The organism is uncultured Microbulbifer sp. (assembly GCF_947498635.1).
Classification (GTDB): Bacteria; Pseudomonadota; Gammaproteobacteria; order Pseudomonadales; family Cellvibrionaceae; genus Microbulbifer; species Microbulbifer echini.
Window position 1 is genome coordinate 1 of record NZ_CANMKV010000022.1, and the last position, 25,416, is coordinate 25,416.

Genomic DNA, 25,416 nt, shown 5'->3' on the forward strand with positions numbered 1-25,416 from the left:
ACTTGATCGTGTCATAGGGCACCTCTGCTGCGTAGTTTATCGCTTAAGAGAGTGTCCGTCTTTTGTGGGTAGGATCAACCCTCAACAGGGGTGTCTATGGGTTTGCTTTCTTGGGAGTGATAATTATTTTCTGGTTTGAAGTATATCCTGGCAGCAGTATCAAAATCTGTACAGTGATGGGTTTTGCGGGCATTAAAACAGTCAATATCAGAAAATCTTCCAAGTTGGATCAATACTTTACTAATTAACCGTCTGTGGGTTAAAGGATCTTCGTTAGAAAATCCTATCTTTGCACCATTGTTTATCTCGACCCCATCTTTTACTTGAAAAAATAGCTGGTCTGATAATGCTGAGTAGGTACCATAAATTTCTATTACTTTTTCTTGAGTAAAAGGTACCTCAGGATAGGCAATTTTCATTTCGACACTTTCGAATTCTTCATCTAAATGGAGCAGGTAAGGTTGGGCGGTATATTCATTAAGGCCCGCAGGATCAATATTAAAATCGGATTTTTTATTTCTTGGAAAGCAATTCTGATAGAGTGCGCCCGTATCAGAAAATGTAATCTTGAGCTCTGTTTCAAGTTGTGAAAGTAAATCGAAGAATTCTTTTCTGTGGGTAAAATAATTCGAGAAAGAGTTTTGGAGTTCCGCTCTTTTTAGACTCTCGGCAGACTGAGCTGATCTATGGTTTGTCGCTATGAATGCTGTAAATGGCAGCGCAAGAGAAAAAAGAGCGATAGGGAATTTATAGATGTCGAAGAGCCGATTTAAACCAACATAAGTTGGTTCCATGGGAAGGTCAAGCCGAGCGGCTATCCAGGAAGCGGAGATTATTGCAAGTAATAGAGGGATGAAGAAAGCTGTCTTAAACAAGCCTATCTGCCAAAGAGTGCGCTCCTCAATGGGTTTCTTCGGCGACCACCAGTTTGCAAGCCTTGCCCATGCTGCCTTTAAGCCTAATTCAGCCATACGTCTTTCCATTTTTTGACATCGGTGAATTATTAAACTGGGTAGTATTGATGTCTAGTGGTTAGACTACTTGGCGAATGTGATTACGGAGCTGGGTGAGTTTTAAATAAAGTGACACGTGAGGGTAGGGAGCAATTATTAATGAATCAAGTTTAAAATGCGTGCACCAAATATGCACCAAAAGGTATCTAACTTATTGATTCTGAAGGGGTGTGTGGTGCCCGGGGCCGGACTTGAACCGGCACGGCCGTTAAGCCGGGAGATTTTAAGTCTCCTGTGTCTACCAATTCCACCACCCGGGCAGGTCCCCTTGCGAGGTGGGGCTTTAGCAATTTTGCTTTGCCCTACATCCTCACTCCCATTGCAGCTCACAGGATTCTGCAATGGAAAGGAAAATGGAGGCTAGGGTCGGAATCGAACCGGCGTACACGGAGTTGCAGTCCGCTGCATGACCACTCTGCCACCTAGCCAACACACCGCTTTTTAGCGGTTGAAAACGCAGTAAATTCTATCGGATAAACCTGAAAAATCCTAGCGTTTTCTGATACTTACGTGCCCTTGGCTGCGTAAGAGGGCGCTATTCTATGGTCTCACGGAGATTAGTCAAGCGTTGATTTCAACAATTTGCAAAAGTTGAGGAAAAAAGTCTGGAAAGTTCACGCATAACCGTATGGCAGCAGGCGTAATAACTTTTAGTACTGCAGTCGATGAACCTATTTCCATTTGTTCTTAATTTATTTTGGGGGCTGCTGGCAATCCATTGAGGGTGTTCGATACTGTCTTTATCTGGCTAACACGTCTCCCCCAAAACGTGTTTAGTAACGCTGGTAGGGCGCACCAGGATGGTACTTGCCCGATGTGTAGCAAGGATGAAATCCTCCAAGTTTCACTCCTAATGGTCTTGGCCCTGACGCTCTCCCCCCCCGTCGTCAGGGCTTTTTTTTTACCTGTAATTTTGCGGTTTACTGTGCTTTCTCGGTCAGGTTTTCCTGAGCCAGGGTCTTCACCGGCCTGCCTGCGGCCTGCTCGGAAAGCTTCCGGAATCGTTCCAAGGTGATCTCACCGCGAGTGCTTGCGAGTTCCCGAGCCACATCGTCGATCCCGGCTTTCCCGTTGCTGGCTTTGCGAATTTCTTTGTCCAGCTCAGATATAACACCGGCTGCGCGTGCGGTGATCGGTCCAGAAGAGCGCCTGACCAAAAGAGTGGGAGCCTCTTCGCCCCAGTGCACCAGCTTATCCATCGCTTCCTGATAGCGGTCTTCGCTAATACCACCAGTTCTTCTCAAAATTTCGAGTGAATAAAACTCGGCCAGCCCCTCAACAATCCAATCGCTTTGCTCATCACCATGTATACCTGTACCGACATGAACAAGCTCATGGATCATGCTGCTGGTGCGGTTGCCGCTAATTAGAGGGCGATCGGCATGCATAAACAACGAGCGTGTACCAGAGAGTCCGCCACGCCACATGGGGTCATCGCCGCTAACGATGAGTAAGTGATCGGGGAAAAGTGGGAAGATTTTTTTTAGTTCTGGAAGATTCCAGTTGAGAAAGGCGAGCACGTCCTGGCGGCGTGTATCCTGTCCCTTTGGAGCGGAAACTCGTGTATCCGTGCCGGCAATATAATCCTGACGACTACCGATCTTGCCCACAATCATCCACCCTTTGGGCCTCACAAAGCGTCTTTTGGGGTCGGATAGCTGATAGAGGTTGTCCTCGATTTCAGGGTAGGGCAGGGCTGAAGACCAGCCTTTAGGCATCACCAATTTCAAGCGTGCGTCGGAGCGCCCTCGGCTGGTTGCAGAGATTGGCGCTATCAGCTTATCGCTGCGAAGGATTGCCCAGTCGTCGGTGATCCTGGAATCATAGCCACCATTCTTTCTCTGATTATTAATAACGAAGCTATAGCTTAATTCGGCCCTTTCACCCTCGGGGCGCCAGATCGCCGAAGCTCCCTTTTCCTCAAGAGGGGACTTACTTTCCAGATCCCTGTATCGTCCAGAGCTCAGATTCAATTTGAGCTTACTGGGTATATCCTCGCCACTCAGCGTTATTTCAACGTGGGCGAGCTTTGAATCGGGGTCAACTTCGACTGTGTAGAGCAGCTCATACGCCCAGGTAGAGGTTGATAGAGTAGTGGCGAGCAGAAGCGGGGCGAAAAATCTTAAAAGCATCATATGCCTGGCATTAAATCCAACAAGTTGCGGTTATGACAGCATCCAAGCCTACAGGTGCCGTAAAGTCGCCTTCAAGCAAATTGGTCACAGAAGAAGGCGGGATTTACGAAATGCCGGTTCGGAAGTGTTTGGTAATCAGAAAATCAAAATAAAAGAATACACTTATAAAGCCGTTATCATATATGCAAAATATTTAACAAACATATCTCCCGTACTTGTTGTTCAGGTAGCAAGATATGTTCAAGCCCGGTAGCGCGATAATCTGTAGAGGCTGAAGGAGTGGTCAGATGGGTAGGCTCTTGTTTGGCAAAAGCCATACGAAGTAGCTAAGTGATTTGTAGGCACTTACGCCGAGCGCTTGCTTTTTTCCTGAACCAGCCAGTAGGAGACTCCTAGCGCAATGGTAACAAGCGCTATGCCCACCACATGCTCTGCGCCAACTAACTCAAGATCTAGAACAATGACTTTCCGCGCGACCGCCATAAGAGCTGTTGCGAGAACCAACTGAACGGGAATGACGTTGGTACCCAGGTAGAGCCGAATATTGGTAAAAATCTCTATTGCGATCAGTACCACCAAAAAGGCACCGAAAGTCTCGAGGATATCTTCCATGTCCAGTAGAAATCGCGGTGGCGATCTCAGGTTCTCAAAAACCACGTAGATCACGTCGGCGATAGTCCAAAAAATCACCAAAACCATCAGGATCGCAAGGAATTTAACCGCTATTTTGATCGCGCGATGTAACTGGTTGATTAGGGGGTCTTCATGGTCCTCATGTATCTCTTCGTATTTCATTTGCCTCGCTTTGCCCCTGGTGGCCTGAGGTTTCTTTAGCTTGAATATATGTCAAAACTTGCCGACCAGCTATGCAGCCACCCTTGGTAGAAGAGGTGAGGCCCAATGTGGCATCAAACCGCACTGTGAAGCCCGTGAGCTAGCTAATGATGACCTTGGTGGGGGCGAGGGAACTCAAAATTGTTCTAGATAAGCGTGTTCGAAATTGCCAAGGAGACCGAACACGTTAGCGTGTGCTGCAAGTATAGTTGGCAGGAGTGGGGCAGTTCGTGGAGCTGCCAGGGGCTGGATTAGTAAAGTTATAGATACAAAAAAACCCGCTTGAGGCGGGTTTTTAGAATCTTTGGTCGGTGAGAGAGGATTCGAACCTCCGACCCCTTCGTCCCGAACGAAGTGCGCTACCAGGCTGCGCTACTCACCGATTTATTCCGCTGGATCAGCGAAGAGGCCGGCATTATAGCAGCCATTTTTTCACTGTAAACTATTGATTTAGCTTTTAATTTGTCGAATTAGGCCCTCTTGGGCCGTAGAGGCAACCAGCACACCGTTGCGGGTAAAAATCTGGCCTCTCGTAAATCCACGGGCGCCTCCCGCAGAGGGGCTGTCAGTGACGTATAAGAGCCATTGATCCAATCGAAAATCTCGATGGAACCACATGGCGTGGTCCACACTGGCGGGCATTAGGTGTGGATCGAATAGGGAAATATCGTGGGGCTGTAGGGAGGTCCCCAACAGGCCCATGTCTGAGGCGTAACAAAGTGCTGCGCGGTGCTCGATTGGGTCGTCAGACATCTCTCCCTCTGCACGAAGCCAGAACATACATTTGGCCTCACGAGTCTCGGCACCAAAGTAGCTTTGAGGATCGACGGGGCGAAAATCAATCATATAGCGGCGTTGGTCGTATTGAGGACTAACGAGCCCTGCCTCCAGTGCCAGTTGCTGGGTATTTTTCAGCCCTTCTGGCGCCGGTATATCCCCGCTGGGCATATCCGCTTGGTGATCAAAACCGGCCTCTTTAATCTGAAAGGAGGCTGACATATTAAAAATGGCGCGGCCTCGTTGTTTGGCAACCACGCGCCTAGTGGTAAAGCTTCCCCCATCACGAATCGGGTCTACCTCATAGATAACGGGCAGTTCGCTGGAGCCGGGGCGAAGAAAGTAGGCGTGTAGGGAGTGGGGTAAGCGTTCTTCGACGGTGCGAGTAGCAGCCATAAGAGCCTGCCCAAGCACCTGGCCTCCGAAAAGAACTTTACGATAATTTTCGACGTGATGACGACTGCGAAAGAGATTGCGATCAAGCTCTTCGACGTCAAGAAGTTTGCTCAGCTTTTCCAACATGGACGACTCTACCTGTTACCTATTAGTGATAGTCGGGTTTGCCTGGACTGGCATTGGGGGCTTGTCCAGAGGGGCGATAATAGCAGCACATGACGTAAAGACCATTATTAGTCACTGATTTCACTGCTAGCTTTACAAGTAGGCCCTGGGGCGATTGATTAACCGGGTTTGCACTTGGGTTGTGATTCGCATCTCACTCTGTTGGGAGCTTGGGGAGAGGGGAAATGGGTCTGAAAGTACAAAATTTAGGCAGAGTGATCTCCTTATGGGCGTAATTTCTAGGCTAATTTCTCGATTCACTTTTCCAAGCGACTCGAATTGCCTATCATTCATGAATGAATAGTCAATTTCAGTCCCCAACATTACGGGCAGAGAAGGTCGGAAGTATGGATAAGGCAAAAGAGAAGGTTCAGAGGTTTCGCGCGCGAGAGCAGCGCATCCTGGATGCGGCTCTGGAGCTTCTGCTGGAGCACGGTGAAGAAAAGGTCACGGTCGAGCAGATTGCTGAGCGTGTAGATATCGGCAAAGGCACCATCTACAAGCATTTTATTTCAAAAACAGAAATCTACATGCGCTTACTCATGGACTATGAAAAGTCCCTGGCGGAGCGCCTCAAGGTCGCTGTGGAGAATGCGGAAAAGGGTGATATTACGGCGCCTGCCCGAGCCTACTTTGAATCCCGCATGGCCGATCCGGGCAAGGATCGTCTTTTCCAGCGCCTGGAGGAGAAGATCATATCTCTCAATCTGGCCGCAGAGATGATTTCTGAGCTGCACGCTATCCGTAACTCCAACACTTCCGCCTTAAATCGTGTCTTTGAGCGCCGGATAGAGCAGGGCATGCTGAAGAAGGTACCAGCGTATTACTACTACTCAACCTACTGGGCCCTTGTGCAGGGTGCTGTGGAGCTCTATCACTCCAAATCCTTCTCTGATGTGATTGAGGATCGGGAGGGGTTAATGGAGTTCATTATGGATGTGGGTGTTCATATTGGTGATACCTCCTCGCGCAAGCCCCTGGAGGGTGACCAGTCTGGTGAAACTGCGGGGTCCTCTTTTGGCTGAGCCATTGTTTCAGCAACTGCAAAAGCTGCAAAAGGAGTTCCACGGTCACCCGCCGGTAGACCGGTGGGACCCAGAGTTCTGTGGTGATATGGATATGGTTATCAAGCGTGATGGCCACTGGATCCATGAGGGCACAGAAATTCAGCGGCAGCCACTGGTGAAGTTGTTTGCCAGCATTTTGAAGAGAGAGGCTGATGAATACTTTTTGGTGACTCCTGTTGAGAAGTTGCGGATTCAGGTGGAAGACGTGCCTTTTGTAGCTACTCAGGTCGCCCGTAGTTCCACCGATGAGAATGCGCAAAAGCTGCTATTTACCACGAATGTGGGGGATGTTGTTGAGCTGGATGATGAGAGTATTTGGCAGCTATTGGAATTTGGCACGCCCTCTCAACTTATCCCTTATTTCGAGGTTCGCAAGGGGTTGATGGCCAGGGTTTCCCGCAATGTTTTTTATCAGCTCATAGAATGGGCGGAAGAGGAGCGTCAGGGCTCAAATGGCTCAGGACAACTGTGTATTCACAGCGCAGGCAAAAAATTTCTATTAGGCTCCTATAATTGATCTCTCCTAAAAGCCTGGGTTGTACTTTGTAAACCCAGGCGCATCTACCGCTTATAGCGCCCCCCGTTTTGAAAAATACCTGATTAAAGCGGTTTTTTCTAATGCTTTGATCGGGTTGGTTTGTAGCTTTGTGTAACCGGCGCGATCTAATTTGTCTTGATGTTCCTTCGTTTTGATGGGGGCATATACACGTCGAATTCAACAAATATTAAAAATATGAAAGTTTGGATCTTTCTTGTGTGCGTTTCTGAAAGGAAATAAAAGATTGGGGAGTTTGTGCTGCTCAGACGAAAAATCAGACAGCGCGTTTGGGTGCCCAGCTGGAGGCTGTCCCAGTAACGGCAATGTAAGCAAGGGGGACTATTAATGTCGATCTTGAAAAGATTGCCAGTTTTTATAATGAGAGATTAAAAAGTGCTGGGGTGCAAAGCTTTCCGGTGGATCTAATGCGCCTGAGTGTGGTGGTGTCAAATTTACTTGAGAGGAGGTTTGGCAGGCATTCGTTCCGAATGCGCACTACAATTTTTGGTTTGCGAGCGACTACATTCCGCTGCGATCTTCGCGGAGGGATTCCTTCTACTTTTGTTCTTTCATGGGGGGCTAAGTGGGTAGGGCACATACAAAAATGGCGCCCGAAGGCGCCAGAAAGCAAACTGCTTACATATTTGGGTAGTTGGGGCCGCCGCCACCTTCCGGAGTGATCCAGACAATGTTCTGAGTCGGATCTTTAATGTCACAGGTCTTACAGTGCACGCAGTTCTGTGCATTGATCTGGAAGCGCTTGCCGTTCGCGTCCTCGATAACTTCGTAGACGCCTGCGGGACAGTAGCGCTGTGCCGGCTCATCGTAGATAGGCAGGTTGTGATTCAGCGGGATTTCTGAGTCTTTCAGCGTCAGGTGGCAAGGCTGATCTTCTTCGTGGTTAGTGTTGGAGATAAACACGGAGGACAGCTTGTCAAAACTGAGCACGCCATCGGGCTTGGGGTAGTCAATCTTGGCGCAGTCCGCGGCGGGTTTCAGTTGGGCGTGGTCCGCTTTGGTGTCGCGTAGGGTCCAGGGCAGCTTGCCCTTAAATATATTGATATCCACGAAGGCATAGGCGGAACCGAGAATATTGCCCCACTTGTGTTGTGCAGGACCAAAGTTGCGCTGTACGTGCAGTTCCTTCCAGGCCCAGCTGTCGCGGTACTTGGTAGTGTACTCAGTCAGCTCAGCATTGTTGCGCTCAGCGGCCAGGGCTTCCACCACAGACTCAGCAGCGATCATGCCGGATTTCATGGCGGTGTGGTTGCCCTTGATCTTGGCAAAGTTCAGAGTGCCGGCATTGTCGCCGATCAGCAGGCCGCCGGGGAAGGTCATCTTTGGTTGGGACTGCAATCCGCCTTTGATGATTGCGCGCGCACCGTAGGCGACACGTTGACCGCCTTCAAGGTATTGCTTAATGACCGGGTGGTGCTTGTAGCGCTGGAATTCATCGAAGGGGCTCACGTGTGGATTGCTGTAAGCCAAGTCGGTGATCAGCCCTACAACGACCTGGTTATCTTCCAGGTGGTATAGGAACCCGCCGCCGTGGGTGCCACTTTGCTCTAGGGGCCAGCCGGCAGTGTGGACCACTAGACCTTGTTGGTGTTTGTCAGCGGGAATTTTCCAAATTTCCTTGATGCCAATACCGTAGTGCTGGGGGTCTGCATCGGCATCCAGCTTAAAGCGCTCGATCAGCTGCTTGCCTAAATGTCCGCGACAACCCTCGGCAAACAAGGTGTACTTGGCGTGCAGCTCCATACCGGGCATGTAGGAGTCCTTCTGCTCACCGTTCATGCCGATACCCATATCGCCTGTGGCTATACCTTTTACTGAGCCATCTTCGTTATAGAGAACTTCAGCTGCGGCGAACCCTGGGAATATCTCCACTCCCAGGTTTTCTGCCTGTTCAGCCAGCCAGCGGCATAGGTTGCCTAGGCTGATAATGTAATTACCCTCGTTGTGCATAGTGCTCGGCACAAGCAGGTTGGGCACTTTGATGGCGTTTTCATCGCTCCGCAGAACGTAAATATCGTCGCCTTTGACTTCGGTGTTCAGAGGAGCACCGCGCTCTTTCCAGTCGGGGAAAAGCTCGTTCAGAGCGGTTGGCTCAAAAACTGCGCCTGAGAGAATGTGGGCGCCGACCTCGGAGCCTTTCTCTACAACGCAAACTGAGACGTCTTCATTTAGCTGGCGAATACGGCAGGCCGCTGCTAGTCCGGCTGGACCTGCACCCACGATCACTACATCGTATTCCATTGATTCGCGTTCCACGGCACTCTCCTCAGCAGTTGTATTCAACTTTTTACGGCCATTCCGGCCTTATCATTTATATAGATGGCGGATTATATAGGCCTTTATTGAACCCTACCAATTGCATGACTATTCAATTGCTATGGCAAATGTGCTGTATTTCAACAGCTTAGGGGGACTGAATAGATGGTCTCTATTCTCTGAAATAGATTGCGTGAATGGCAGCAGTCACTTCTATTTGACTATTGATTTTGCCGTATAGAACCGCCACCATACACGCCGTTCAAACACCTGTTTGACCAGAACACCGTATCCGTTCGCGATGAGAATCGTCAGTCGCGGCTGTTAAAAAGCATATTTGAGACGGGATTTCCATGAAAGTTCTTGTAGCTGTGAAGCGCGTTGTCGACTACAACGTCAAGGTTCGCCCTAAGGCGGACGGCACTGACGTTGATATCGCCAACGTCAAAATGTCTATCAACCCCTTCTGCGAAATTGCAGTTGAAGAGGCGGTGCGTTTGAAGGAAAAAGGCGTTGTCAGCGAGATAATCGCCGTTTCCATGGGCCCCAAGCAGAGCCAGGAACAAATCCGCACAGCCCTGGCGCTGGGCGCCGATCGAGGCATTCTGGTTGAGACCGATGCCGAACTGCAGCCGCTTGCTGTAGCCAAATGCCTGAAAGCAATTGTTGAGAAAGAAGAGCCGCAAATGGTGATTCTCGGCAAGCAAACTATCGATGGCGACAACAACCAAACCGGTCAGATGCTGGGCGCTTTGACCGGAATGGGGCAGGGTACCTTTGCTTCCGAGGTGGTTGTAGCCGGTGACACTGTAAAAGTGACCCGTGAAATTGATGGCGGCCTGCAGACGGTAGAGTTGAAGCTTCCGGCTATCGTAACCACGGACCTGCGCCTGAATGAGCCGCGTTATGCGTCTCTGCCGAATATCATGAAGGCGAAGAAAAAGCCTCTCGACACCACCACTCCAGACGAGCTGGGTGTAGATATCACTCCTCGCACTAAAACGCTGAAAGTCGAGCCACCCGCAGAGCGTCAAGCCGGTGTTAAGGTTGCTGACGTTGCGGAACTGGTAGAGAAACTGAAAAACGAGGCGAAGGTAATCTGATGAGCATTCTGGTTATTGCTGAACACGACAACGCCGAACTGAAGGGCGCTACGCTCAATACCATTGCCGCGGCCAAGGCGATCGGTAGCGATATCGCCGTACTAGTGGCTGGCGCCGGTTGCGCCGCTGTGGCGGACGCTGCCGCCAAAGTTGATGGTGTTAACAAAGTATTGTTGGCTGACAATGCCGCCTATGAGCATCAGCTGGCTGAAAATGTAGCCCAGTTGGTTGCCGACCTGGGGAAAGACTACGGTCATATCCTGGCTCCCGCTACCACCACCGGCAAGAATATGCTGCCGCGCGCCGCAGCCCTGTTGGACGTTCAGCCGATCTCCGACATTATCTCTGTTGAGAGCGCTGATACCTTTAAGCGTCCAATCTATGCCGGCAATGTTATTGCAACCGTGCAGAGCTCAGATGCCGTTAAGGTAATCTCAGTGCGTGCAACTGCTTTTGATGCCGTTTCTGCCGAGGGCGGTAGTGCCGCTGTTGAATCCGTAGATATTGCCGACGATGCTGGAGTTTCCTCCTTTGTTGGCGAAGAGCTCGCCAAATCCGACCGCCCTGAACTTACCGCCGCTAGTGTGGTGGTTTCAGGTGGGCGCGGCATGCAAAACGGTGAAAATTTCGAAATGCTGTACAAACTGGCGGATAAGCTCGGTGCAGCGGTTGGCGCATCCCGCGCCGCGGTAGATGCCGGTTTTGTTCCCAACGATATGCAGGTTGGCCAGACTGGCAAGATCGTTGCTCCCGATCTCTATATTGCGGTAGGCATTTCCGGCGCTATCCAGCATCTGGCCGGCATGAAAGACTCCAAGGTTATTGTGGCGATCAACAAGGATGAAGAGGCTCCAATCTTCTCGGTTGCTGACTACGGCTTGGTGGCTGATTTGTTTGAGGCGGTTCCTGAGTTTGAAGCAAAACTGTAATCCTTGATTGCTGTACTACTCAGTATTGAAAAGGCGGCGCATTGCCGCCTTTTCTTGTTTTGGCGATCTGATCTACGGAACTAGTGTGCAATTTCGGGGACGAAGTGATGGTTTGCAACGTTTAACTGGGCAGGAGCGTTGCCTTTCCTAGGATAAGGCAACAAAATAGGCGTCAAAAACCAATAACCTAGAAAAGTTGAACTTGTAAGTGGGTATGTTCATGTCCCCATTAAGGCGAGCCATTGGCTCAGTTAATAATGGCTTTGGTCAGGGTGATGCGCGCCGAGCGTTTTCCCGTGGCACCATGGCGGCATCCGCGGTGGGGCTGCTTTGGGTATCGGGCAACTTGCTTGCCTACGGTTCCCTACTCATGCCATCGGAGCCGGAAGAGTCTCTGCTGGCCGAACGTAAAGATAACCGTCTGGGTGCTCCACAGGCGTCTTCAATTCCCAACACCCCCTTCTTTGGCTATGCCGAAGCCAAGAAACAAGAAGCTACTCCCGAGGTCGATCTCTCTAGTATCCCGGTAACCCAGCTGAATATCGTTCTCTCTGGCGTTTTAGATAACTCGGATAAGAATAAAGCCAGTGCACTGGTCGCCGAAAAAGGCAAAGCGGCAAAGCGTCTCTTTGTGGGGGACTCACTACCTGGTGGCGCAGAACTTTATTCTGTTGAGGTAGACCATGTGGTTCTTCGTCGTAATGGCAGGATGGAAAAGCTGACATATCCAGAAGTGGACGGTCGCCCGAATGTTCCACTGAAGAATTATTCAAGCCTGACGCGCAAGTCCAGGCAGAGTGGTACAAAAAGTACCGCAAGACGTGAAGCGAGCCAGGAAAGCATTCGAGAGCGGATGGAAAAGCTCCGTGAATTGGCTCGTGAGCGCCGTGCTCAGCGCCAGCCCCAATAAAACTGTCTAACTAGATTGTTTTGAGTTTTTTGAACATTTACTAGAGCCAGATAAATAATGATGAAGATGTTTTATCGACGGCTGATTGCGGTCGGGTTTGGTTTTTTTGTGTCTACTGCAACGCTGGCTCAAGGCTCGGAGAGGGTTACCCTCTCTCTCGACAATGCCGATGTTCGTGACCTGATTAACTGGGCAGCCGATTTCACCGGCAAAAATATTATTGTTCACCCCAATGTTAAGGGGAAAGTCACCGTTGTTGCCGGTGACCCTATGACACACGATGAAGCCTTTGATGTCTTTATGTCTGTACTCCAGGTGAATGGCTTCAGCCTGGTAGAGCAGGGCGGTACCTGGAAAGTGGTGCCCGATGCCCTCGCCAAGCAACAAGCAATTCCAGTGGCCGACGAGAACACTCGAGCACCGGCCGAATCTCTGGTTGTGCGCACCGTGCGCGTAGAAAATATTTCTGCTTCCCAGCTGATCGCTATGCTGCGCCCACTGATACCGCAGACCGGCCATCTCGCTGCGTATGCCGATACCAATACCCTGATTATTGCCGACCGTGCAGCGAATATTGATCAAATCATACGTTTGGTAAAACAACTTGACCGCGCTGGTGCCATTGATATCGAGGTTGTTCCTCTGATGTTTGCCTCCGCCAAAGAGGTTAAGCAAATCCTCAATGACTTGTTGCAAGCCAGCGGGGGCAAGGGTGCGGGCAGGGAGGTTCAGCCACTGCGCATTGCGGTGGATGAGCGCTCAAACAGTGTACTGTTGACGGGAGACCCGGTGACCCGTCAGCAAATTCGAACCGTTATTGGCCGTTTGGACCAGCCGCTGGATGGCGATGGCAATACTGCAGTGGTGTATATCCAGTACGCCAATGCGGCGGACTTGAAACCGATTCTGGAAGGGATGAGTGGAAGTATCCAAAATACCGAGAAGGACCAGCAGGCAGCCAGCGTAGAAGTCAGCATTCAGGTGAATGAATCGCTCAACGCCCTGGTACTTACCGCTCCTCCGGCACTACTGGAAACGATGAAGGGCGTTATTGCACGTCTCGATGTGCGTCGCGCTCAGGTATTGATCGAGGCAGTGATTGTTGAGGTTAAAGAGGATACCAAAAATAACTTAGGGATCAGTTGGATCGCTGGTGCGGACGAGAGTATTGTCGCGGGTTGGAATAATCAGCCATCAATCGATGCTGATGGGAATATTAATCCCTTCTCCCTTCCCCTCGACAGTGTCAGCAAGCTAAACACCTTGAGTTTGGGCTATTTTAGTGGCACCGACCTGAGGGTTGCGGTTAACGCCCTGGCAACAGCTGGCAATACGAATATCCTATCCACGCCGACCATTATGGCGCTGGATAACGAAGAAGCTGAGATTTTGGTCGGTCAGAACGTGCCCTTTATTACCGGTGAGCAACTGCTTTCCGGTAGCAACGGCGACCCCTTTACCACCATTCAGCGCGAAGATATTGGTACCACCCTCAAAGTGACGCCGAGGGTGAACAACAACAATTCCGTGACTTTGGAAATTGAGCAAAAGGTTGAAGATCTCCTTTCGGCAGCAGCTGATGAAGCTGTAGGGGCCTCGGATATTATTACCAGCAAACGCGAAATTCGCACGAAGGTCCTGATTGATGATGGCGCGATCCTGGTGCTGGGTGGATTGATCGAAGATAAAGTGACAGATTCTGTTCAGAAGGTACCGTTACTGGGTGACATTCCAGGAATCGGCAGGTTGTTTCGGAACAATACAAAAAATGTTACCAAAACTAATCTGATGGTATTCCTGAAACCGAAGATCTTAAGTACCCAAACGGCCGCTTATGAAGAAACTCGTAAGCGCTACATGGATATGCAGCAAAAGCAGATCTTCCTCAAAGACAGAACGAGTCTGCTGTGGGATTGGCACCGTGGTGATGCATTGCCAGACCTGATGCCGCCAACAGGCACCTACAACGAGAGTCCGGCCCCGGTGGATGGCTCTATCAATGCCGTTGATAATCTGGAAGACGCTTTGGAAGGCGTATCGGAAGAGGTTGAGGTACTGGAGGTCGAAGAATATAAATGACGGTTGATACAGGAACAGGGACACCAGCAATTCGCCGCCTTCCATATGCTTTCGCCAAGCGCCACAAGGTCCTGCTACTGGAACAGGAGGGGCGCCCGGTATGCCAATATGTCGCACCGCTGAGCCCCTCGGCCATTGCCGAGGTGCAACGTGTTAACGGCGGTGCGGTGCGCTTGGAGGCCGTAGAGAATGAAATATTCCAGATGGCCCTGCAGCGCCTCTACGAAAATCGTGAGGGGGGAAACCTCTCTGGAGTCGAAGGGCTCGGCGATGATTTGGATCTGGCCGCAGTTGTGGATTCCCTTCCGGAAACCGAAGATCTACTTGAGCAGGAAGACGATGCGCCTATCGTAAAGCTGATCAATGCGATTTTTGCGGAGTCTCTGAAGCAGGGCGCCTCTGATATCCATATTGAAACCTTCGAGAAGCGCTTGGTGGTGCGTTTCCGGGTCGACGGTGTACTGCGTGAAGTACTCCAGCCCCGACGCGCCCTGGCTCCTCTGCTTGTTTCTCGTATCAAAGTTATGGCCAAGCTGGATATCGCGGAAAAGCGTATTCCCCAGGATGGTCGAATCTCTCTCCTGATGGCGGGGCGGGAAGTGGATGTCCGTGTATCTACTATGCCCTCGTCCGCCGGCGAGCGGGTGGTGATGCGTCTGCTCGATAAGCAGGCAGGTAAGATGGACCTAAGTAAACTGGGCATGGCGGACAGGGATCTCAGTGTGATGACAGAGTTGCTCGCGCATCCCCATGGCATCATCCTGGTAACTGGCCCAACAGGTTCCGGTAAAACCACCACTCTCTACGCGGGTCTAGGCAGTATCAATAGCCTGGAAAAGAATATTCTGACCGTGGAAGACCCGGTCGAGTACAACCTGGAAGGCGTTGGTCAAACTCAGGTGAATACCAAGGCGGATATGACGTTCGCCCGTGGGTTGCGCGCTATTTTGCGCCAAGACCCAGACGTGGTGATGGTCGGTGAAATCCGTGACCTGGAAACCATGCAGATCGCCATTCAGGCGAGTTTGACTGGGCACTTGGTCCTTTCAACCCTGCACACCAACACTGCCCTGGGTGCGGTAACCCGCCTGGTAGATATGGGAATCGAGCCATTCCTGTTGTCTTCAAGCTTGATTGGGGTCCTGGCCCAGCGCCTGGTGCGGGTACTTTGCCCCGAGTGCAAGCAGCCACATGTGCCTGATGAGAGTGAACGAGCAATGCTGGGGGTCGCCCCTGGAGAGGAGGCGATCATCTACAACCCCAATGGCTGCGATCAGTGTAACCATTCCGGCTATGTGGGCCGAATCGGCATTTACGAGCTAGTCCCCTTGAATGAAACCATGCGCCAATTGATTCACGATCGAGCCTCGGAGAGCAAGCTGGTGGCGGAAGCGCGCAAGGTTGGGCCGAGTATTCGCGATGATGGAATCCTCAAGATCCTGGCGGGGAGAACCTCCCTTGAAGAAGTTATGCGGGTTACCCAGGAGTCCTGATCGTGGCAGCGTTTGAGTACACAGCCCTCGCGGCATCCGGTCGGAAAAGCAAAGGTACCCTAGAGGCGGACAGTGCCCGTTCTGCGCGCCAACAATTGCGCGCCAAAGGGATGGTGCCCCTGGATATTGCCCCGGCCGCTGAGCAATCTGAAAAGAGTGCCAGTGGCTTTATGTCGGGAAGCCCGGGACTCAGTATTAAAAACCTGGCCCTACTTACCCGACAGATCGCAACCCTGCTGCGTGCAGGCATTCCCCTGGAGGAAACCCTGGGGGCAATTGCCAATCAGACCCGCAACCAAAAAATTCGCCGCGTTGTGTTGGCTGTGCGCGGAAAGATTTTGGAAGGGCACAGCTTTGCGCAAGCCCTGGGTTGTTTCCCCAAGGCTTTCCCGAAACTTTACCGCGCCACCGTCGAGGCTGGTGAGCACTCTGGACACCTGGATGCCGTATTGGAGCGCCTGGGTGACTACACCGAGGGTCAGCAGCAATTTCGGCAGAAAGTGCAATTGGCGCTGATTTACCCTCTGGTGCTGGTGTTTATCTGTGTCCTCGTGGTCACAGGGTTGATGGTTTATGTTGTGCCGGATGTTATTGAGGTCTTTACCGGTACCGGACAGATTTTGCCGCTACCCACTCGAGTACTGGTTTCACTGAGTGACTTTATTGCCGTCTGGGGCTGGCTGGTACCCCCCGCGCTGGGTGCGGCCATTGCCGGTATTGCGATTTTGTTACGCCGCCCGGCAATCAAGTACAAGTTTCATCATCGGCTACTGGAACTGCCGGTGATTGGCTGGATGGTTCGCGGTGCGCAAAGTGCCCGCTACGTGGGCACCCTGGCAATCCTGACCGGGAGTAGTGTTCCTCTGGTACAAGCCATGGGTATTGCCCGAGGTGTAATGACCAATGAGTTCCTTAAGGATCGCCTGGAAACCGCTCAGAAAACCGTGCGTGAGGGTGGCAGCTTGCACCGCGCCATGGAAGATATCGGCTATTTCCCTCCAATGATGATCTATATGATCGCCAGCGGTGAATCTTCTGGTACCTTGGACGAGATGTTACAGAGGGCAGCGGAGTCTCAGGAGCAAGATTTACAGGGTGCGGTAACCGCTTTTGTGAGTTTGTTTGAACCACTCATGTTACTTGTGATGGCAGCTATCGTACTATTTATCGTGATGGCCATTATGATGCCAATTATGAGCATGAACGAACTAGCCATGTAGTGCTCAAAGAGGTGTAGTCCATAGAATTGGGACGCTGGTTATTTAGGAGGGGACAATGAAATCCTTACTGAAAAGCCGCGGTTTTACCTTGAGAGAGGCATCTAAAGTGCTCATTGGCCTCGGCGCTGTCGGGTTGCTCGGCTTCCTACTGCTTTGAGTGTAAAGATCAATATCTCTGTTTAAAACAAGCGAAAATTTTTTAAATTGGGGTCACGATATCTCTCGTGACCCTGGGGGTTCCCAGCTTTCAGCTGAACTTGGAGAAAAAAATGCGAAATCTACGCAAAAGTGGTGGTTTCACCTTGATTGAGGTCATGGTGGTAATTGTGATTCTCGGTGTGCTTGGCGCCATGGTGGTGCCCAGTGTCCTGGGAAAAACGGGCGAAGCCCGTATGAAGGCCGCTCGCGTGGACATTCGCGCTATCGAAACTGCCCTCGATATGTACCGTATGGATAACTTCGTGTACCCGAGTTCCGATCAGGGACTGGAGGCACTGGTTGCCCGTCCTTCCGGTTTCCCCGAAGCTAAAAACTGGACTGAGCCCTACCTGAAAAAGGCACCGAAAGATCCCTGGGGTAATCTCTACCAATACATTAGCCCTGGCAGCTCCGGCGCCTTCGATTTGTTCTCCCTGGGTGCCGATGGTAAGCCAGGTGGAGAGGGTGAGGCCGCCGATATTTTTGCTGCCGATTTGTAAGCCCAGATCAAACAATACCTGATGTATAAACGATCAGCCCAGGTAGGGCTCCAGCGCAATCGCGGCTTCACCCTGGTAGAGATTCTGGTGGTTATTGTGATAATCGCCAGCCTAGCGGGTATGGCTATGATGTCTTTGGGCAGTTCCGGGGTACGTGTATGGGAGGGCGAGACTCAGCGTCTCTCCGCGCTATTGCAGCTGGTTGCCGATCGGGCTCTGATTGACAAAACCCACTATGGCGTGGTGCTAAAGCCTGAGTCTTACATCGTTGTGCGGTTTGATCCCTCCTCAATGACTTGGCAGGCGCCCGATATGGCTTCGGCCAGCCGGCGCAGTCAGCGCTTTGCGACCCATGAATTTCCCGCCAACGTGCGTCTCGAGGTGCTGGAGGGGGCGGATCTTCCCTCAACTGAATCCACCGAGTTTGCCGAAGAGGAGAGTGACGAGGAAGATACCAAGCCACAATTTGTTGCCCTCTCCAGCGGTGAGGTCCTACCGGTGAAACTGGCGGTCTTCCTGATCGAAGATGGCGATTTTGCTCGCGGCGCGACTATTTCCTACAGCAGCCTCTACGGCTTGCAATTAGAGTGGCAGGCCGATGACTTATAGATACCTACGCCCATCTGTGCAGAGAGGCTTTACCCTCGTTGAGGTATTGATCGCGCTAGTCATCTTTGGGGTTATCGCGGCCAGTGTATTGCGAACTATGCAGAGCAGTGTGCAGCGCCAGCGGGTGATGGAAGAACGGCTCGCGGCGAACTGGGTGGCGCAACAAGTACTTTCTCAGGTGCGCCTACAAACCCCTTGGCCGCCAATTGGGGAAAAGAAGGACGAGGTGGCCTTTGCCGCGAGGGACTGGGAAGTGACCGCCCGTGTAGAGGCTACCAGCGAAGAGCGTCTGCGCCACATCACGATCGAGGTAGGGTATCCCGATGCGGAAAACCCGACTCTGACACTCGATGCCTGGGCGGCGCAGGAGTAGCTTCGATGAAGATCCCCACACACATCCCGCCACTGAAGGCTCAGTCCGGTTTTACCCTGGTCGAAGTGCTCGTCGTACTGGTCCTTGTGGCGATCATTAGTGTCGGCTCTTTTTCCCTTTTGGATGTTTTTCACAATACGGACAATATCGTTGAGCGGCGTGCCGAAGAGCTGCGCCGCTTCTCCATGGCGCTTTACCGCCTGGAGGATGACTTGCGTCAGGTTACAGCGAGGCCGGTAAAGAATGCCTATACAGGCTATGAGCCCGCATTCCGTGGAGATGAGGACGAATTCGAATTTACTCGTCTGGGAGCGGCAAATCTCACCGGGGAGCCTCGAGGGGAGATACAGCGTCTGGGCTATAGCATCGGCTACCCAGAGAGCGATGAACGTAGCTCGTTCAGCGAGGAAGAAGACACCGGCGCATTATTGTTGCGCAGCCGCTGGCAGGTACTGGACCGCGGGCCGGATTCAGAACCTATTGTCGAGCCTTTGCTAGCGGGGGTCGAGAGCCTGACCCTCAGGTATTTTGATTCGGATTCCGATGCCTGGGTGGCTCAGTGGCCGCCGGCCGGTTCTCCGACACCCCCTACAAGTGCCAACAGTCGGTTACCAAAAGCGATTGAGCTTGTCTTGCTCACCCACCAGTACGGGGAAATTCGCCGAGTCTTTTCTTTCTCCTCAGTGGATTACAGTTCTTCCGGGGGGGGATCGCCAAACGGTAATCCTGGGTTAAATCGTAATCCGGGGAGTACTAACACCGGGGGAAATGGTAATTGATGAAGGCAGGTAAATCACCAAAGGCTTTGCACTGCCAACAGGGTGTAGCCTTGATCACCGTTCTGTTAGTTATGGTGATTGCTATTGCGCTGGTTTCCCATGCGATTACCCGCGATCAGATTGCCATCACCCGCAGTGGCGCGCTCTTGGCCAATACTCAGTTAGCCGAATTTGTCGCCGGGGCAGAGGCCTGGAGCCGGGTAGCGCTGCTCAAAGATTTCGAAGAGGATGAAGAAGCTGATGAGCCCGCCGATCACGCACTTGAGGCCTGGGCTTCCCCAGCGCTGCAATTCAATCCCGACAACGGCAAAATACGCATAAATATCAAAGACTTAAACTCTTGTTTTAACGTTAATAATCTGGCTGAGGCCAGCGCCAATGATCAGTTTGATATTTTTCGAAGGCTGGTGAGTAATGTCACCGGAAAATCTGATTTGGCCGGAGCAATTGCCGATTGGATTGATGACAATGACACCCCGCGCACGTCGGCAACGGAGGACGATGGCTACCTCGGCAGGGAGGTTGCGCACCGCACCCCTGACACCCTGATCAGCGATGTATCCGAGCTGTCAGCGGTACAGGAGATGGAACAGGAGGATTGGCAGAAACTCGCCCCTTTTCTCTGCGCCCTGCCTGAGACCGAAAGCAAGATCAATATCAATTTAGCTTCACAGGAGCTGGTTGAGGCGGTAGACCCCTCCGCGAGTGTGGCTAAGTTGCTGCAGTTCCGCGAATCTGGTGGCATCTTGAGTCAGTCGGGGGATTATTCCTCCTACAACATCACCAAAACAGACCCGTTTAGTTTTCACAGCCAGCACTTTTTGGCGCGCATTGCTGTCCAACTGGGGGATAGTGAAGATTACCGTCAGTATTGGGAGACCGCCCTGTGGCTTGATGAGGATGGAGATGGAGCGGTTAAAGTAGTGCAGCGCCAGCGCCGCACTTTTTCTGGTGCAATGATGCAGGAGTTACTCGACTACGACGGTACCGTAGCGGGTGAAGATAGTAGATAGCCAATAAGATTGTATGTTTAAAAAGAAAAGCGTAAATGAAATCGGCATGCCTGCAGCCCCACCGAAGCCCGCTTTGGTCATGCTGCGGCTCTCTGAAAATAGCGATGATCAGCTCACCCTGCACCAGTGGGAGGGGGGTGAGTGGCGGCAGCTGGCACTGGATGATGCATTCCTTTCGGCTTTTGACCCTGAATTTGAAACGGCCACCGAGAGTGAAATTCTCCCAGCGTTGAATTTACCTGAGGGAAGCAAAGCCCTCCTACTGCTGCCCGGCAACTGGGTTTGGAGTGGCGTTGAAGCTATTCCAAAAGCAGCCAGGCGCCAGACAAACGCTATTGGTTATATGGTGGAAGAGCAGCTAGCCGAGGATGTAGAAGATCTACACTTTGTCTGCTCGCCTCGTCATGGTGATATTTGCAGTATTTATGCGATTGCCAAAGACAAGATGGACATCTTGCACAGCCAGTTGGAGCGGCTCAACTGGTCGCTAATAGCGGCGCTGCCTGAATACCAGCTCTTGGACCTGCTCGAGAGTGACCTCTCTCTATGGCTAGAAGGTGAGCAGGCCCATATTTGGCAGAAAAGTGGCCAAGGGTTATCAATTCGTCGTGAATATCTCCAGCCTCTACTCGGCTCTCTGCTCGGTGAGGGCGATGCACCTGAAGAAAACACCAGCGAAGAGCCGGAGGGGAAGAGCTTACTGTTGCTGGGCGCGGGAGAAGGGGATGGCCTTATCGTGGCCGAATTGGAATCCCTCTTCGACGATCGACTACAGAGTAATCAGCGCCCCCCTGAAGACATTTTTTTGGAGCGATATAAGCCGGGTATCCTCGCCAATCTGCTCAGTGGTGATTACCAGCTTTCCACAGGGGAAAGTAACTCTGTATGGTGGGTGAAACCCGCTAAAGTGGCCGCTTTCTGTTTCGCTGCTCAACTTCTCTTTTTTGTTGGGGCGGGAGCCTTTTACCACTGGCAAGCCGAGCAAGCGGAAGAGCAAGCGCGCACCATGTTCACCGAGCTGTTTCCCAATGTTCGCCCTTCAGCCCAGTTGCGCAGGCAGCTCAATGGTTTCTTGAAAGGCGCCGGTAATCAGGGCGGTACCTTTACCACTCACATGCAGCAGTTGAGTGAAGTGTGGACAGAGCAGCGGGGTAAAGAGCTGAAGTTGCAATCTCTGCGTTTTGACGGTCAGCGTGGCGAAATGGTACTGCAGTTGAAGGCACAAAGCCTTTCAGACCTGGATACCTTTGTTAGCAAGCTATCCAGTAGTGGTTTACGCGCTGATCTGCTCGGGGCCAATGAGCTGAAGAAGGGTGTTTCCGGGCGGGTCCGTGTGCGCTAGGCGCACCGGGCAAATGGCAGAGAGAATTTGGTGGTTATTGAGATATGAAAGAACAAATCGCGCAGTGGAAACAGAAATGGCACGCACTGTCATCCAGTGACCAACGCGCCCTCGGTGCCCTTGGCCTATTTGCAGGTGGTCTTTTTATCGTCTACGGCCTATTCAGCCCGGCGAAGGGCTTTTTCGATGAGTCCCGTACCCGTGCGGAAGAATCTAGGGAACTGGTACAGTGGATGGAGTCCCAGCGCCCCGTCCTCTCTCGTATCAAGCCTAATGGGGCTGGTGGCAAAGCCTCGGGAACTCTTCTGCAACGAGTGACTAACGCGGCCAAGCAAAATCGGGTCACCATTAAGCGCTTTGAACCGGAGGGGGAGAATCGTATCCGTCTTTGGGTTGAGGAAGTGCGCTATCAGGACCTGCAGCCATGGCTCAACCAACTGATGAAAGAGCAGTTGGGAGTGCGCACCATTAATCTCGATGCATTATCGGAGCAGGGTATGGTTTCTGCTCGCCTGACTATAGAGGGCTGAGAGTTGAGGGGCTGAGCCTCTCGCTTCCCATTGGGGAGACACGGTGTAGAAACCGGTTCCCCTTTGACGATCACTTGTCAGTTTGTACATATTTTTCCTAAGAACTCTTCTTTATCAAAGACTACGTGCTGCCTAATAGCGGGATGCGCGGCCTCTATACCATCCATGCCACTAGCCCCCAGTTTTCGCCAGAATTGTCGCCGAAAGCCCTATACTGAAGTCAGGAAGTGGAAAAAGGTGCCACTATGCTTTTCAAAGATGTAACCACCAAGCACTTGGTTGAGGTGGCCGATGTCGTCACACTCTCTAATCCCTATGAGCTGACAGTGGTTGGCCGCTATTTATGGGGCGAAGAGATCCAAGATCCAGAGGTCTTTGATAAAACAGACCTGTGTTTTCTGTCTGGAGAGCCACTGCCTAGGTGTTGGCACGATAGCCGCTACCGTGAGAAGGAAGTACGACGTTTGCGATGTGGTACTCACGCCCAGGAAGATGGGGACTATTATCAGGGTGCTTGAACTGCCAGTCATGTGAGTTGGTATGCTGACCGACAGTATTCGGCCAAGTCTTACCAGTAGCCGGCAAGCACTGTACAATGCGCGGCAATTTTCTAAGCGAAGAATTGCATGACTTTTGAGCAGTTTGAAGAGTATTCCCTATGGTTGGGGATCGGCGCACTTATCCTATTTATGGTGTTTATTGTCTGGAACCTGGCCAAGGACTCCAAGGCGGGTAGGTTCGGCACCTTTATCCTGTTTACGGCGCTGGGCCTGGGCTTGCTCGGGTTTATTATAAAAACAGTACTGGTTGAAGTACTTGGGATAGGCTAGGGGCCCTTATGTCACCGGATACCCAATGCTTCAGGGAAGGTCGCCATGACGTTATTTGATCGCCCTGAACTGAAAGTGCAGAAGGATAGGCGCATTTGTCGTGCCACCGATATGCGCATTGCCAAGTACAGTCGGCGGGGGATGATACTCTCCTTCTGTGCCTTCCTAATTGCGGCCACCATCGGCGACATGCGCCTTGAGGCTCCACGCCTGCTGCTCATCCTTGGGGCTGGGCTGGTGGTACTTACGTTGATTCGCGGTTACTACGTTTTTCGCTTTAGTCACCTTTACAGCGCAGGGCCAAATCGCTGGAGAAATCACTACTTTTTTATTTCGATTCTCGGTTCGATCTGGTGGGGCTTGATCCTATTTTACTTCGTTTACCTGATGGGGTTTGCTCCCGAGACCCACTTCCTGTGGATCTACTCTGTCATTTTTTGTTCGAGTGTGACGACGGTATTTTCACCGTACCACCGCTTTCTTGCCTGGTTTACCGCCACCTCTCTGTTACCTGCTGCACTAATGGCCCTTTTCTCCGGCATGATTCTCGGTACCATCTACGGCACTTTGACTCTGGCCTTTATCTGGTTGACCGCTCATCAGGGGCGACGCGAGTCGGAAAATTATTGGGAGCGGCTCTCAGCGATGCAAGAGTTGCAACAGCGTGCCAGTAGTCTTGCCGCCGCGCGCAAGCACTCTGAAGCAGCCGTAGAATTGACCAATGAGTTTATTGTCAATATCGGTCAGGAGTTTCGCAGCCAGTTATCCGATGCATTGGGGGCCCTATCGCTGTTAGAAGCGGAGCCTCTCAGCGAGCGACAGAAAGAGTGGGTTGGGTTGGCCAAAACAGCCAGCAGCCAACAACTTAAGCTTGTCGACAATGTTGGTTTGTTTACCCGTGTTGCGCGTAAGGATATCCGTATGCGCCAGGGGCCGTTCAACCTGGTAAAAACCATCGAGAAGTCCTTTAAGTTCGCCGCGCGCGCTGCTCACAGTCAGTCTCTGGAATTTAATTTCCAGATTGATGACAGCCTGCCGGTGATGGTGACTGGTGATAACCGAAAAACCGCACAACTCATCCGTAACCTGGTGGATTCTGCCACCGGTATCGCCCAGCGCGGCGAACTTTGGGGCGAAGTGAGTTTTACCCCAATCACATCCGTTGAAGGGCAGCTGAACATTACCCTGAGGGACGATGGGCGGGGTGAAATCCTTCCCGATGAAAGCGAATTGTTTGGAGCCTTTTCCAGGATGGACACCAACCAGGTGACCACTGGGCTCGGTCTTTCAATTGCCAAAGGTCTGGCAGAGGCTATGGGCGGCTATTTGCAACTGCATTCCAACCAGGACGGCAATCGCTATCAGGTGGTGGTTAAGTTCAGTATGGAACCCAACCAGCGCACTTATCTCACTCCGGATCGACGGCTGCAAGATAGCGAAGTTTTATTGATACACCAAAAGGGCCTGTTTATTTCTGGTCTTGTACAGGTGCTTCGCTCATTTGGGATGGACGTTAAATCCCTGCGCTGGTGTGAGGGGTGTGAATGTGAGGTGCAGCAGCTTCTCCAGCAGGCCCTGGAGCGTGGTCAGTTAGTGTTACTGGTGCCCGCCATGGGGGATGACACGCTGTTTAATTCTGTCACCCCGTTTTTTGAACAGGCCCACAGTGAAAATAGGGATTGTCCGCTGATTTGCCTCGGTGGTTTTGGCCAGAAGTCTGCTTTCGTACAGCTCCAGCAGCTTGTGCCCTCAGCGCTTTATCTGGGGCGCCCGGCAACTCGCAAAGAGTTGCACGATACCCTGGTGGAGAGAACCGTTGGCGGAACCAAGAGAACCACCCGTCGAGTGGTCACCGGTGGTGCCGATCACCCGCGGCAATATTCCCTGCTGTTGGTTGAGGATTCGCGTCCGCACCAATGGGTAACTGAGGAAATGCTGCAGGCACTTGGCTATCAAGTGGATATTGCCGGTAATGGTGAGGAGGCCATGGTCCGACTGTCGGAGGGACACTACGACCTTGCGCTGGTGGATTGTCAGCAAAATACTGATCACAGTGCTGAAATTATTGAGATGTTGCGTCGATGGGAGACCGAGCACAGACCGGATGATCGATTGCCAATTGTTGCCCTGACTAGCACAACGGAAGAGCAGTTTGAAGGGCGCTGTTTGGCGGCGGGAATGGACGATTTTCTGACCAAGCCCTTGAGTAAGGATTTGTTACGGGAGACTTTAGCCCGTTGGTTGGGTAGTGCTTAAATTCGTTTGAGCAGGCCTATTTATAGGTTTGAAAATAGGAAAGCCGCGGCAAT

General features: G+C 51.8%; 23 protein-coding genes and 3 tRNA genes. 18 read left to right on the forward strand and 8 right to left on the reverse strand.

Annotated elements, in window-relative coordinates:
* Positions 1-74 precede the first annotated feature (74 nt).
* From Q1A69_RS12430 to Q1A69_RS12460, 7 genes are all read right to left on the reverse strand, one after another.
* A complete protein-coding gene (locus tag Q1A69_RS12430; RefSeq protein WP_299585750.1) occupies positions 75-971 on the reverse strand; it encodes a hypothetical protein in 897 nt (298 codons plus the stop codon).
* A 215-nt stretch (positions 972-1,186) separates the two neighbouring features.
* Positions 1,187-1,273 (reverse strand) — tRNA-Leu (locus Q1A69_RS12435).
* 94 nt (positions 1,274-1,367) lie between these two features.
* Positions 1,368-1,441: transfer RNA gene (locus Q1A69_RS12440), tRNA-Cys, on the reverse strand.
* Between the two features lie 492 nt (positions 1,442-1,933).
* The gene (locus Q1A69_RS12445) at positions 1,934-3,148 is read right to left on the reverse strand and encodes a hypothetical protein (protein WP_299585752.1); all 1,215 of its coding nucleotides are present in this window, start codon (positions 3,146-3,148) and stop codon (positions 1,934-1,936) included.
* Positions 3,149-3,493: 345 nt separating this feature from the next.
* On the reverse strand, positions 3,494-3,943 hold the full coding sequence (locus Q1A69_RS12450) for a phosphate-starvation-inducible PsiE family protein (RefSeq protein ID WP_299585754.1): 450 nt from the start codon (positions 3,941-3,943) through the stop codon (positions 3,494-3,496).
* 344 nt (positions 3,944-4,287) lie between these two features.
* A tRNA-Pro gene (locus Q1A69_RS12455) sits at positions 4,288-4,364 on the reverse strand.
* A 68-nt stretch (positions 4,365-4,432) separates the two neighbouring features.
* Complete coding sequence (locus tag Q1A69_RS12460; RefSeq protein WP_299585756.1) at positions 4,433-5,281, reverse strand: acyl-CoA thioesterase II; 849 nt, start codon at positions 5,279-5,281, stop codon at positions 4,433-4,435.
* Positions 5,282-5,667: 386 nt separating this feature from the next.
* On the opposite strand from Q1A69_RS12460, the gene Q1A69_RS12465 reads away from it, so the two are divergent.
* The gene (locus Q1A69_RS12465) at positions 5,668-6,345 is read left to right on the forward strand and encodes a TetR/AcrR family transcriptional regulator (RefSeq protein WP_299585758.1); all 678 of its coding nucleotides are present in this window, start codon (positions 5,668-5,670) and stop codon (positions 6,343-6,345) included.
* The gene (locus Q1A69_RS12470; RefSeq protein WP_299585760.1) at positions 6,338-6,904 is read left to right on the forward strand and encodes a DUF1285 domain-containing protein; all 567 of its coding nucleotides are present in this window, start codon (positions 6,338-6,340) and stop codon (positions 6,902-6,904) included. The genes Q1A69_RS12465 and Q1A69_RS12470 overlap by 8 nt, the downstream gene beginning before the upstream one ends.
* A 657-nt stretch (positions 6,905-7,561) precedes the next feature.
* Here the strand turns inward: Q1A69_RS12470 and Q1A69_RS12475 are convergent.
* Entirely contained in the window at positions 7,562-9,199 is a 1,638-nt protein-coding gene (locus tag Q1A69_RS12475) for an electron transfer flavoprotein-ubiquinone oxidoreductase (RefSeq protein WP_299585762.1), read from the reverse strand.
* 353 nt (positions 9,200-9,552) lie between these two features.
* Here Q1A69_RS12475 and Q1A69_RS12480 point away from each other — a divergent pair, with 353 nt between their 5' ends.
* From Q1A69_RS12480 to Q1A69_RS12555, 16 genes are all read left to right on the forward strand, one after another.
* The gene (locus Q1A69_RS12480; protein ID WP_299585764.1) at positions 9,553-10,302 is read left to right on the forward strand and encodes an electron transfer flavoprotein subunit beta/FixA family protein; all 750 of its coding nucleotides are present in this window, start codon (positions 9,553-9,555) and stop codon (positions 10,300-10,302) included.
* Positions 10,302-11,231, forward strand: a complete 930-nt coding sequence (locus Q1A69_RS12485; protein WP_299585765.1) for an FAD-binding protein — start codon at positions 10,302-10,304, stop codon at positions 11,229-11,231. The genes Q1A69_RS12480 and Q1A69_RS12485 overlap by 1 nt, the downstream gene beginning before the upstream one ends.
* 220 nt (positions 11,232-11,451) lie before the next feature.
* On the forward strand, positions 11,452-12,141 hold the full coding sequence (locus Q1A69_RS12490) for a type II secretion system protein N (protein WP_299585767.1): 690 nt from the start codon (positions 11,452-11,454) through the stop codon (positions 12,139-12,141).
* Positions 12,142-12,198: 57 nt separating this feature from the next.
* Positions 12,199-14,220: a type II secretion system secretin GspD gene (gene gspD, locus Q1A69_RS12495; protein ID WP_299585769.1), complete on the forward strand. Its 2,022-nt coding sequence runs from the start codon at positions 12,199-12,201 to the stop codon at positions 14,218-14,220.
* A complete protein-coding gene (gene gspE / locus Q1A69_RS12500) occupies positions 14,217-15,713 on the forward strand; it encodes a type II secretion system ATPase GspE (protein ID WP_299585771.1) in 1,497 nt (498 codons plus the stop codon). Before gspD ends, gspE begins: the two co-directional genes overlap by 4 nt.
* A gap of 2 nt (positions 15,714-15,715) precedes the next feature.
* Positions 15,716-16,933 (forward strand): type II secretion system inner membrane protein GspF, encoded by a 1,218-nt coding sequence (gspF, locus tag Q1A69_RS12505; protein ID WP_299585773.1) that lies wholly within the window; start codon positions 15,716-15,718, stop codon positions 16,931-16,933.
* Positions 16,934-17,202: 269 nt separating this feature from the next.
* On the forward strand, positions 17,203-17,631 hold the full coding sequence (gene gspG / locus Q1A69_RS12510) for a type II secretion system major pseudopilin GspG (protein ID WP_299585775.1): 429 nt from the start codon (positions 17,203-17,205) through the stop codon (positions 17,629-17,631).
* Positions 17,632-17,652: 21 nt separating this feature from the next.
* Positions 17,653-18,240: a prepilin-type N-terminal cleavage/methylation domain-containing protein gene (locus Q1A69_RS12515; protein WP_299585777.1), complete on the forward strand. Its 588-nt coding sequence runs from the start codon at positions 17,653-17,655 to the stop codon at positions 18,238-18,240.
* The gene (gene gspI, locus Q1A69_RS12520) at positions 18,230-18,613 is read left to right on the forward strand and encodes a type II secretion system minor pseudopilin GspI (protein WP_299585779.1); all 384 of its coding nucleotides are present in this window, start codon (positions 18,230-18,232) and stop codon (positions 18,611-18,613) included. Before Q1A69_RS12515 ends, gspI begins: the two co-directional genes overlap by 11 nt.
* 5 nt (positions 18,614-18,618) lie before the next feature.
* The gene (gspJ, locus tag Q1A69_RS12525; RefSeq protein WP_299585781.1) at positions 18,619-19,392 is read left to right on the forward strand and encodes a type II secretion system minor pseudopilin GspJ; all 774 of its coding nucleotides are present in this window, start codon (positions 18,619-18,621) and stop codon (positions 19,390-19,392) included.
* Positions 19,392-20,405 (forward strand): type II secretion system minor pseudopilin GspK, encoded by a 1,014-nt coding sequence (gene gspK, locus Q1A69_RS12530; protein WP_299585783.1) that lies wholly within the window; start codon positions 19,392-19,394, stop codon positions 20,403-20,405. Before gspJ ends, gspK begins: the two co-directional genes overlap by 1 nt.
* A 13-nt stretch (positions 20,406-20,418) precedes the next feature.
* Complete coding sequence (gspL, locus tag Q1A69_RS12535) at positions 20,419-21,747, forward strand: type II secretion system protein GspL (RefSeq protein WP_299585785.1); 1,329 nt, start codon at positions 20,419-20,421, stop codon at positions 21,745-21,747.
* A 44-nt stretch (positions 21,748-21,791) separates the two neighbouring features.
* A complete protein-coding gene (locus Q1A69_RS12540) occupies positions 21,792-22,277 on the forward strand; it encodes a type II secretion system protein M (protein WP_299585787.1) in 486 nt (161 codons plus the stop codon).
* A gap of 245 nt (positions 22,278-22,522) precedes the next feature.
* Entirely contained in the window at positions 22,523-22,795 is a 273-nt protein-coding gene (locus Q1A69_RS12545; RefSeq protein ID WP_020412888.1) for a hypothetical protein, read from the forward strand.
* A 108-nt stretch (positions 22,796-22,903) separates the two neighbouring features.
* The gene (locus Q1A69_RS12550) at positions 22,904-23,107 is read left to right on the forward strand and encodes a DUF2788 domain-containing protein (protein WP_152453643.1); all 204 of its coding nucleotides are present in this window, start codon (positions 22,904-22,906) and stop codon (positions 23,105-23,107) included.
* Positions 23,108-23,152: 45 nt separating this feature from the next.
* On the forward strand, positions 23,153-25,363 hold the full coding sequence (locus tag Q1A69_RS12555) for a response regulator (protein ID WP_299585789.1): 2,211 nt from the start codon (positions 23,153-23,155) through the stop codon (positions 25,361-25,363).
* The last annotated feature ends 53 nt before the right edge of the window (positions 25,364-25,416 follow it).

Bases quoted from the DNA above. Each gene is read 5' to 3' on its own strand.
- Q1A69_RS12490 (WP_299585767.1), top strand. From the start codon at position 11,452: ATGTCCCCATTAAGGCGAGCCATTGGCTCAGTTAATAATGGCTTTGGT.
- Q1A69_RS12480 (WP_299585764.1), top strand. From the start codon at position 9,553: ATGAAAGTTCTTGTAGCTGTGAAGCGCGTTGTCGACTACAACGTCAAG.
- gspD (WP_299585769.1), top strand. From the start codon at position 12,199: ATGATGAAGATGTTTTATCGACGGCTGATTGCGGTCGGGTTTGGTTTT.
- Q1A69_RS12485 (WP_299585765.1), top strand. From the start codon at position 10,302: ATGAGCATTCTGGTTATTGCTGAACACGACAACGCCGAACTGAAGGGC.
- Q1A69_RS12545 (WP_020412888.1), top strand. From the start codon at position 22,523: ATGCTTTTCAAAGATGTAACCACCAAGCACTTGGTTGAGGTGGCCGAT.
- gspI (WP_299585779.1), top strand. From the start codon at position 18,230: ATGACTTATAGATACCTACGCCCATCTGTGCAGAGAGGCTTTACCCTC.
- Q1A69_RS12515 (WP_299585777.1), top strand. From the start codon at position 17,653: ATGTATAAACGATCAGCCCAGGTAGGGCTCCAGCGCAATCGCGGCTTC.
- gspL (WP_299585785.1), top strand. From the start codon at position 20,419: ATGTTTAAAAAGAAAAGCGTAAATGAAATCGGCATGCCTGCAGCCCCA.
- Q1A69_RS12550 (WP_152453643.1), top strand. From the start codon at position 22,904: ATGACTTTTGAGCAGTTTGAAGAGTATTCCCTATGGTTGGGGATCGGC.
- Q1A69_RS12450 (WP_299585754.1), bottom strand. From the start codon at position 3,943: ATGAAATACGAAGAGATACATGAGGACCATGAAGACCCCCTAATCAAC.
- gspK (WP_299585783.1), top strand. From the start codon at position 19,392: ATGAAGGCAGGTAAATCACCAAAGGCTTTGCACTGCCAACAGGGTGTA.
- gspG (WP_299585775.1), top strand. From the start codon at position 17,203: ATGCGAAATCTACGCAAAAGTGGTGGTTTCACCTTGATTGAGGTCATG.
- Q1A69_RS12465 (WP_299585758.1), top strand. From the start codon at position 5,668: ATGGATAAGGCAAAAGAGAAGGTTCAGAGGTTTCGCGCGCGAGAGCAG.
- Q1A69_RS12555 (WP_299585789.1), top strand. From the start codon at position 23,153: ATGACGTTATTTGATCGCCCTGAACTGAAAGTGCAGAAGGATAGGCGC.
- Q1A69_RS12540 (WP_299585787.1), top strand. From the start codon at position 21,792: ATGAAAGAACAAATCGCGCAGTGGAAACAGAAATGGCACGCACTGTCA.
- Q1A69_RS12430 (WP_299585750.1), bottom strand. From the start codon at position 971: ATGGCTGAATTAGGCTTAAAGGCAGCATGGGCAAGGCTTGCAAACTGG.
- Q1A69_RS12460 (WP_299585756.1), bottom strand. From the start codon at position 5,281: ATGTTGGAAAAGCTGAGCAAACTTCTTGACGTCGAAGAGCTTGATCGC.
- gspE (WP_299585771.1), top strand. From the start codon at position 14,217: ATGACGGTTGATACAGGAACAGGGACACCAGCAATTCGCCGCCTTCCA.
- Q1A69_RS12445 (WP_299585752.1), bottom strand. From the start codon at position 3,148: ATGATGCTTTTAAGATTTTTCGCCCCGCTTCTGCTCGCCACTACTCTA.
- gspJ (WP_299585781.1), top strand. From the start codon at position 18,619: ATGAAGATCCCCACACACATCCCGCCACTGAAGGCTCAGTCCGGTTTT.